The sequence below is a fragment of the Coprococcus sp. AF21-14LB genome, from assembly GCF_003458885.1.
Lineage (GTDB): Bacteria > Bacillota > Clostridia > Lachnospirales > Lachnospiraceae > UBA9414.
In genome coordinates, this window is the sequence record NZ_QRVX01000074.1 from 1 (window position 1) to 8,069 (window position 8,069).

7 protein-coding genes and 1 pseudogene are annotated in these 8,069 nt (G+C 37.4%); all 8 read left to right on the forward strand.

What is annotated here, in order from left to right:
• Nucleotides 1–752: ATP-grasp fold amidoligase family protein (locus DWX73_RS12250; RefSeq protein WP_118349021.1), on the forward strand; the 752-nt coding region annotated here is incomplete at its 5' end.
• Between the two features lie 20 nt (nucleotides 753–772).
• On the forward strand, nucleotides 773–1,531 hold the full coding sequence (locus DWX73_RS12255) for a hypothetical protein (RefSeq protein ID WP_118349022.1): 759 nt from the start codon (nucleotides 773–775) through the stop codon (nucleotides 1,529–1,531).
• 41 nt (nucleotides 1,532–1,572) lie between these two features.
• Nucleotides 1,573–2,811, forward strand: coding sequence for a nucleotide sugar dehydrogenase (locus DWX73_RS12260; protein ID WP_118349023.1), 1,239 nt, complete (start codon nucleotides 1,573–1,575; stop codon nucleotides 2,809–2,811).
• 35 nt (nucleotides 2,812–2,846) lie between these two features.
• Nucleotides 2,847–3,887, forward strand: coding sequence for a polysaccharide biosynthesis protein (locus DWX73_RS12265; RefSeq protein WP_118349024.1), 1,041 nt, complete (start codon nucleotides 2,847–2,849; stop codon nucleotides 3,885–3,887).
• On the forward strand, nucleotides 3,880–4,380 hold the full coding sequence (locus DWX73_RS12270) for a PglD-related sugar-binding protein (protein ID WP_118349025.1): 501 nt from the start codon (nucleotides 3,880–3,882) through the stop codon (nucleotides 4,378–4,380). The genes DWX73_RS12265 and DWX73_RS12270 overlap by 8 nt, the downstream gene beginning before the upstream one ends.
• Before the next feature lie 72 nt (nucleotides 4,381–4,452).
• Complete coding sequence (locus tag DWX73_RS12275; RefSeq protein WP_118349026.1) at nucleotides 4,453–5,622, forward strand: UDP-N-acetyl glucosamine 2-epimerase; 1,170 nt, start codon at nucleotides 4,453–4,455, stop codon at nucleotides 5,620–5,622.
• A 50-nt stretch (nucleotides 5,623–5,672) separates the two neighbouring features.
• Nucleotides 5,673–6,870: pseudogene (locus tag DWX73_RS12280) on the forward strand (polysaccharide biosynthesis C-terminal domain-containing protein).
• Between the two features lie 120 nt (nucleotides 6,871–6,990).
• Nucleotides 6,991–7,818: an Rpn family recombination-promoting nuclease/putative transposase gene (locus DWX73_RS12285; RefSeq protein ID WP_118349027.1), complete on the forward strand. Its 828-nt coding sequence runs from the start codon at nucleotides 6,991–6,993 to the stop codon at nucleotides 7,816–7,818.
• Nucleotides 7,819–8,069: the final 251 nt, after the last annotated feature.

Genomic DNA, 8,069 nt, shown 5'->3' on the forward strand with positions numbered 1-8,069 from the left:
ATTTAACGAAAAATTATTATGGCTTAAAATTAAACGATTATATTCAGAATCCTCTGGTAATACAATGTGCAGATAAATATAGAGTAAGAGAATATATCGAAAAATGTGGGTATTCACATCTTTTGAATGAATTATTAGGAGTATATGAACATGCGAAAGATATTGACTGGAATAGTTTACCAGAAAAGTTTGTTTTAAAGTGGAATTTTGGAGCAGGAATGAATATTTTGTGTGAAAACAAAGAGAATTTAAATATTACTCAAACAGTCAAACAGCTTAATAAGTGGGAAAAATTAAAATATTGGCTACCGTATTCCGAAATGCAATATAAAAATACTCCCAAAAGAATTATATGTGAAAAATATTTGGATAATACAGATGAATTAGGAGTGATTCCAGATTATAAAGTGTATTGCTTTCATGGAGAACCGTTAGCTATTTTAGTTATGCACGATAGAGGTCATGAAATGAAAACAGAATTTTTCGACATTAATTGGAATTCATTGGAAAATACGAATAAATATAAAGAAGTAAAAGAGCCAACAAAGGAACCTAGTTGTTTGAAGGAAATGCTTGAAGCATCAAGGAGCTTTTCAACCCCATTTCCATTTGTAAGATGTGATTTTTATATTATTTCTGGTAAATTATATTTTGGAGAATTGACATTTACTCCAGCTGGTGGCTTGTATGTTTCGCAAACAAAGATTAATGGGAAAGGAATGGAAGAATATTTACATATACCAAGTGAATAAATATTGGGGAGGTGTGGAAAATGAAAAAATACGTTTTATGGACAGGTGGATGGGATTCAACTTATAGAATGGTTGAATTGTCTCGTAGGGATGATATAGAAATATATCCGATATATATTAGAGATCATACCAGGCCAAGTCTACAAATTGAAATAAATACTGTAGAAAAATTATATAAACAGTTAGTAGAAGATAAAAGAACGAAAGCTAAAATAAATCCACTTACATATATAGAAGATTGTGATATACCAGAAAATATTGAAATAACAACGGCGTATCAAAGAATTAAGGAAAAAATTAAAATTGGTTCACAATATGAGTATATTGCAAGACTAGCTATATCATATCCTGGAATTGAATTAGGAATTGAAAAGCCAAATGGAGAATTTAGTGGATGCGTTGAAGTTATTAATCAGTTTGGGAGATTAAAGGAGTGTGATGGGGGGTATGTTTTAGATTTAGAAAAATCATCTAAGGATTGTAATATGCTATTTGAAAATGTAGCTTTTCCAATCATTAATCTTACAGAAATAGAAATGTTAGAAAATATTAAAAATTGGGGATATATAGAATTCATGAAAGGAATTCATTTTTGTTATACACCTCATAGAAATTATCCATGTGGTATTTGCAGACCTTGTCAACAAAAAATGGAATGTGGAATGGAAATGTTACTTCCTAAACGAGCACAAATTAGATACAAAATATATTCCTGGCGAGTTGCTAATGGAGGAATTTTGAGCAGAATTATTTGGAAATTAACGAATATATTTAGCTAATTACGAAGTGAAAAATAACAAGTAAAATGGAGAAGATATAAATGAAAATTACCGTAGCCGGTACGGGATATGTAGGTTTATCCCTTGCCGTTTTATTATCACAGCATCATCAAGTTACAGCCGTGGACATTGTCCCAGAGAAGGTAGACTTGATCAATCACAAAAAATCACCGATTCAGGATGATTACATAGAAGACTATTTAGCAAATAAGCCGCTCAATCTGACTGCCACGTTGGATGCTGAAGCGGCTTATTCAAATGCAGATTTTGTTATCATTGCTGCACCAACTAATTATGATAGTCAGAAGAACTTTTTTGATACAAGTGCAGTGGAATCAGTAATTAAACAAGTATTACAGTATAATCCGGATGCGATTATGGTAATCAAATCAACCATTCCGGTTGGATATACGGAAAGTGTTCGGGAGAAGTTCCGAACAGCCAATATTCTTTTCAGTCCGGAATTTTTAAGAGAATCGAAAGCATTATATGATAACTTATATCCTTCAAGAATTATCGTGGGTACAGACCTGGAGGATGAACGCCTTGTGCAAGCAGCGCAGACATTTGCAGAGTTATTGCAGGAGGGTGCAATTAAAGAAAATATTGATACATTGTTTATGGGATTTACAGAGGCCGAAGCAGTGAAGTTGTTTGCGAACACTTATCTTGCTCTTCGTGTCTCTTATTTTAATGAGTTAGATACTTATGCGGAAATGAAAGGATTAAATACACAGCAGATCATCAATGGTGTTTGTCTCGATCCGCGTATTGGAACGCATTATAATAATCCATCCTTTGGCTATGGCGGTTATTGTCTGCCGAAAGATACGAAACAGCTGCTGGCAAATTATGCGGAAGTGCCGCAGAATATGATGACTGCAATTGTAGAATCAAATCGCACAAGAAAAGATTTTATTGCAGACCGAGTGCTCGCTATGGCAGGATATTACGACTATTTTAATCGGGGAGATTTTTCAGCAGATCAGGAGAAAGAATGTGTAATTGGTGTTTATCGTCTTACAATGAAATCTAACTCAGATAACTTCCGTCAATCTTCTATCCAGGGAGTGATGAAGCGAATCAAGGCGAAAGGGGCAACAGTGATTGTGTATGAACCAACGCTAGAAGACGGAAGTACATTTTTCGGAAGCAAAGTTGTAAATGATCTGGATGAATTTAAGAAGAGAAGTCAGGCAATCATTGCAAATCGCTATGATAGCTGTCTGAATGATGTTCAGGAGAAGGTTTATACGAGAGATATTTTTCAAAGAGATTAAAGAAAATAATATATTAAATGCGGAGGACAACAACTATGTCATTATTCACAAATAAAACCCTATTAATCACCGGAGGTACCGGTTCATTTGGAAACGCTGTTCTGAACCGTTTTCTTCAGACAGATATCGGCGAGATCCGTATTTTCTCAAGAGATGAGAAGAAACAGGATGATATGCGCCATGAATTTCAGGCGAAGATGCCGGAAGCAGCTGAAAAGATTAAGTTCTATATCGGAGATGTCCGCGACTTGCAGTCTGTAAAGAATGCAATGCATGGAGTCGATTATATTTTCCACGCAGCAGCACTGAAGCAGGTTCCGTCTTGTGAATTTTTCCCGATTGAAGCAGTGAAGACGAATGTGCTTGGAACAGAGAATGTTCTGACAGCAGCTATTGATGAAGGCGTGGAGACAGTGATCTGCCTTTCTACAGACAAGGCAGCATATCCGGTAAATGCAATGGGAACAAGTAAGGCAATGATGGAGAAGGTTATTGTTGCTAAGAGCCGGACAAGTAAGAAGACAAAAATCTGCTGTACAAGATACGGAAATGTTATGTGCAGCCGTGGTTCAGTGATTCCGCTTTGGATCGATCAGATTCGGGCAGGCAATCCGATTACAATTACAGATGGTTTTATGACACGTTTTATTATGTCACTGGAAGAAGCAGTAGATCTCGTGCTTTTCGCTTTTGAACATGGCGAAGCAGGGGATATTTTAGTGCAAAAAGCGCCGGCATGTACAATCCAGACTCAGGCAGAAGCAGTGTGCGAGTTGTTTGGCGGAGATAAGACCAATATTAAAACGATTGGTATTCGTCATGGCGAAAAGATGTATGAAACACTTTTGACGAATGAAGAGTGTGCAAATGCAGTTGATATGGGAAGATTTTACCGTGTACCGTGCGATAAGCGAGGACTGAATTATGATAAGTATTTCAAAGACGGGGATGTGGAACGAAATACGCTGACAGAATTTAACAGCAATAATACGGAGTTGCTTTCAGTAGAGGAGACGAAAGAGAAGATTGCATCTCTTACATATATTCAGGAAGAACTGGCAAAAAATAATGAATAAATTAATGATTTTAGGAGCAGGCGGTTATGGCCGGACAGTTGCAGATATTGCAGAACAGTCAGGTTATACTGCTTTTTTTCTTGATGATAACAGTCCGGATGCAGTTGGAAAACTGAAAGACTATATCAACTATAAAGACTGTAAAATAATTCCGGCATTTGGTAATAATGAGCTGCGTTTGAAATGGTGCAGACAGCTTGAGGAGAATGGATTTGAGCTTGCGACCTTAATCCATACGACAGCATATGTTAGTCCAAAGGCAATACTTCATCGAGGAGTAGTTATCTTACCTCATGCTGTTGTGAATACAGATGTAGAAGTTCAGATAGGGTGTATTGTGAACATTGGAGCTTTGGTGGATCACGGATGCATTTTAGAAGAGGGAGTGCATATTGCGCCGGGGGCGATCGTGAAGGGAGAGAATAGAATTTCTGTCGGCACGAAGATTGAATCCGGAGAAGTGGTTGCACTGCGTCAGTACCCGATTGCGTAGGGTGGTAAAGTTTCATGAAGAAATAAAATGAAGTGAGTCAGTTTAACTTAGAAGAAGTGAGAGGAAATAATTATGTACGAAAATATCACATGGAAAGAAAATGGGAAATTAAAATTGTTAATCATTGTTGGTACACGGCCGGAAATCATCCGTTTGTCAGCAGTTATTAATAAATGCCGAAACTATTTTGATACGATTCTTGCACACACAGGACAGAATTATGATTATAATTTGAACGGTGTATTTTTTAAAGATTTAGGATTGGAAGATCCGGAAGTTTATATGGAAGCAGTTGGAAATGATCTCGGTGAAACAATGGGAAATATTATTGCAAAATCATATCAGCTAATGGCTGCGATTAAGCCGGATGCAGTTTTGGTGTTGGGTGATACAAATAGCTGTCTTAGTGTGATTGGGGCAAAACGTCTTCATATTCCGATTTTCCACATGGAGGCAGGAAACCGTTGTAAAGATGAATGTCTTCCGGAAGAAACGAACCGAAGAATTGTTGATATTATTTCTGATGTAAATCTCGCATACAGTGAACATGCGCGCCGTTATCTGGCAGATTGTGGACTTCCGAAGGAACGTACTTATGTAACGGGATCTCCAATGGCAGAAGTGCTTCACAATAATTTGTCACAGATTGAGGCATCTGATATTCATAGCCGTCTTGGTCTTGAAAAAGGGAAATATATTTTGCTTTCCGCACACCGGGAAGAAAATATTGATACAGAGAAAAACTTTGTGTCATTATTTACTGCAATTAATGCGATGGCAGAAAAATATGATATGCCAATTTTATATTCATGCCATCCGCGTAGTCGAAAACGATTGGAAACATCCGGATTTCAGTTGGATTCCCGCGTAATTCAGCACGAACCGCTTGGATTTCATGATTATAACTGTTTGCAGATGAATGCATTTGCGGTGGTATCTGATTCAGGAACCTTACCGGAGGAAAGCTCATTTTTTACATCAGTAGGGCATCCATTTCCGGCTGTATGTATCCGTACATCAACAGAACGTCCGGAAGCTCTTGATAAGGCATGCTTTATTTTATCCGGAATTGATGAGCATGGACTTCTGCAGTCAGTAGATACTGCGGTAGAATTAAACCGTACAGCAGATCATGGAATTCCTGTTCCGGATTATGTAGAAGAAAATGTCAGTACAAAAGTTATAAAAATTATTCAGAGCTATACCGGTGTTGTTAATAAAATGGTGTGGAGAAAGAAGTAATCGGGCAAAAGCTGAAAAGAGCACATAAATTTCGGAGGCAAAAGAGAAGAATGAAGATATTAGTGACAGGAGCGAAAGGATTTGTGGGGAAAAATCTTGTCGCAAACTTAAACAATATAAAAAGATGGTAAAAACCGCACACGGACATTGAAACTTGAGGAAATATTTGAATATGATATTGATACAAATCCGGAATTATTAAATGAGTTCTGTGCAAAAGCAGACTTTGTATTTAATCTTGCAGGCGTAAACCGCCCGAAAGATAATTCTGAGTTTATGGATGGAAATTTTGGCTTTGCGTCTGTTTTGTTGGATACATTAAAGGCTCACAAAAATAATTGTCCTGTGATGCTTGCAAGTTCGATTCAGGCGACTCTCATCGGCAGATATGGAACATCTGATTATGGAAAGTCGAAACTGGCCGGAGAGGAATTATTTTTCAAATATGGAGAGGAAACGGGAGCTTCGGTACTTGTATATCGTTTTCCTAATCTCTTTGGAAAATGGTGCCGACCGAATTACAACAGTGCAGTAGCTACATTTTGCAATAATATAGCAAATGATCTGCCGGTTACGGTAAATGACCGTAAGACAGAGTTGGAATTATTGTATATTGATGATCTTGTTGAGGAAATGCTGGATGCGTTGGAAGGACAGGCACACCGCTGTGATTATGATGGATTGCTTCCGGTACCGAGTGAAAATGGACGTTATGCATATGCTCCGGTAACTCATAAAGCTACATTGGGAGAGATTGTAGATTTTTTGGAAACTTTTCAGAAGCAGCCAGAGACATTGATTATGCCGGAGATTCCGTCGGGATCATTTGCCAAGAAGTTGTATTCCACCTATTTATCATATCTTCCGAAGGAAAAGGTAAGCTTTCCGTTGAAAATGAATGTGGATGAAAGAGGAAGTTTTACCGAGTTGATAAAGACAGAAAAATGTGGACAAGTTTCTATTAATATCAGCCGTCCGGGGATAACAAAGGGGCAGCACTGGCATAATACAAAATGGGAACTGTTTATTGTTGTTGCAGGACACGGATTAATTCAACAACGTAATTTGAACACAGGCGAAGTGATAGAATTTGAAGTGAATGGAGCGCAAATGGAAGCGGTTCATATGCTTCCGGGATGGACACACAATATCATCAATTTAAGTGATACTGAAAATCTTGTGACAGTTATGACATGTAATGAATTATTTGATTCAGAACATCCGGATACATTTTTTGAGGCTGTGTAAAGCTGTATTTTAGGCATTTTATACAAAGTGCATTTTTAGTATTTTCGTCAATAGCATTTCTCATGCACCCATGCTAAACTAAAGCAATATAAAATTCCTCTGTAAAATGGAGGAAGCGATATGAAGAAATTAAATGAACTGACGATAAAAGACAACTGGATGTTTGGAGCGGTCATGCTTCAAGATGATAATTGCAGGCAATTTTTAGAACGGCTGCTTGGTTTTCAGATTGAATCTCTTACGATTGATTTGGAGAAAAATATTATTTACCATCCGGAATATAAGGGAATCCGTCTGGATGTGATTGCGAACGATGCAGATCGGACGCGCTATAATCTGGAGATGCAGGTTTTATCCAAAGATTCTTTGCCGAGACGCGTGCGATATTACTCAAGTGAAATGGATATGGATTTATTAATCAGCGGAACAGCCTATGAGCAACTTCCGGAATCTTATGTGATTTTTATCTGCGATTTTGATCCATTTAGACAGAAGAAGTATTGCTATCGTTTTCAGATGCGTACACAAGAGGGTTTAGAAATGCAAGATGGAAGTCATGCAATCTTTCTTAGCACAATGGGGCAGGATGCAGACAATGTTCCGGAAGCGCTTGTGAAGTTCTTGAAGTTTGTGAAAGCGAATCCGGAAGAGAGTCAGAAGGACTTTGGAGATTCCTATGTGGAGAAATTGCAGCGAGACATTCAGAAGATAAAAGTCAGCAGAGAAATGGGGCAGCGTTATATGATGTTTGATGAATTAATAGCAGAAGAAAAAGAAGAAAGCAGAAAAGAAGGCATACTTCTTGGAGAAGAGTCAAAATTAAAAAAATTGATTCAGAAGAAACTTGTGAAAGGTTTAAGTATTCCTGAGATTGCAGAGCATTTAGAAGAAGATGAGGAAACAGTCCGAAAGTATATTGAGGAGATCGGAACAGGAAACGAATTATAATTATCACGCGGCAAGTCTGCCGCCGTATCATCAAATCGTACAAATAGAACTTGAATAAAGTTTTGTCATGAAAAGTAAAAAGTTCAATATTCCTGATTCGGGAAATATAATTCAGCAAAATGTAATTTTAAAACAGAGGAATTTTATAATAACATTTATTAGGCGGAAATACTGTTCGTATCGCAGCCAAAAGTGTTTCTGTTTTTTTCTCCAATATATGATGAACAGAACAGCAGTAATTCCCCAGGAAA

Coding starts and splice junctions, on each gene's coding strand:
- DWX73_RS12260 (WP_118349023.1), top strand. CDS start 1,573: ATGAAAATTACCGTAGCCGGTACGGGATATGTAGGTTTATCCCTTGCC.
- DWX73_RS12275 (WP_118349026.1), top strand. CDS start 4,453: ATGTACGAAAATATCACATGGAAAGAAAATGGGAAATTAAAATTGTTA.
- DWX73_RS12270 (WP_118349025.1), top strand. CDS start 3,880: ATGAATAAATTAATGATTTTAGGAGCAGGCGGTTATGGCCGGACAGTT.
- DWX73_RS12265 (WP_118349024.1), top strand. CDS start 2,847: ATGTCATTATTCACAAATAAAACCCTATTAATCACCGGAGGTACCGGT.
- DWX73_RS12255 (WP_118349022.1), top strand. CDS start 773: ATGAAAAAATACGTTTTATGGACAGGTGGATGGGATTCAACTTATAGA.
- DWX73_RS12285 (WP_118349027.1), top strand. CDS start 6,991: ATGAAGAAATTAAATGAACTGACGATAAAAGACAACTGGATGTTTGGA.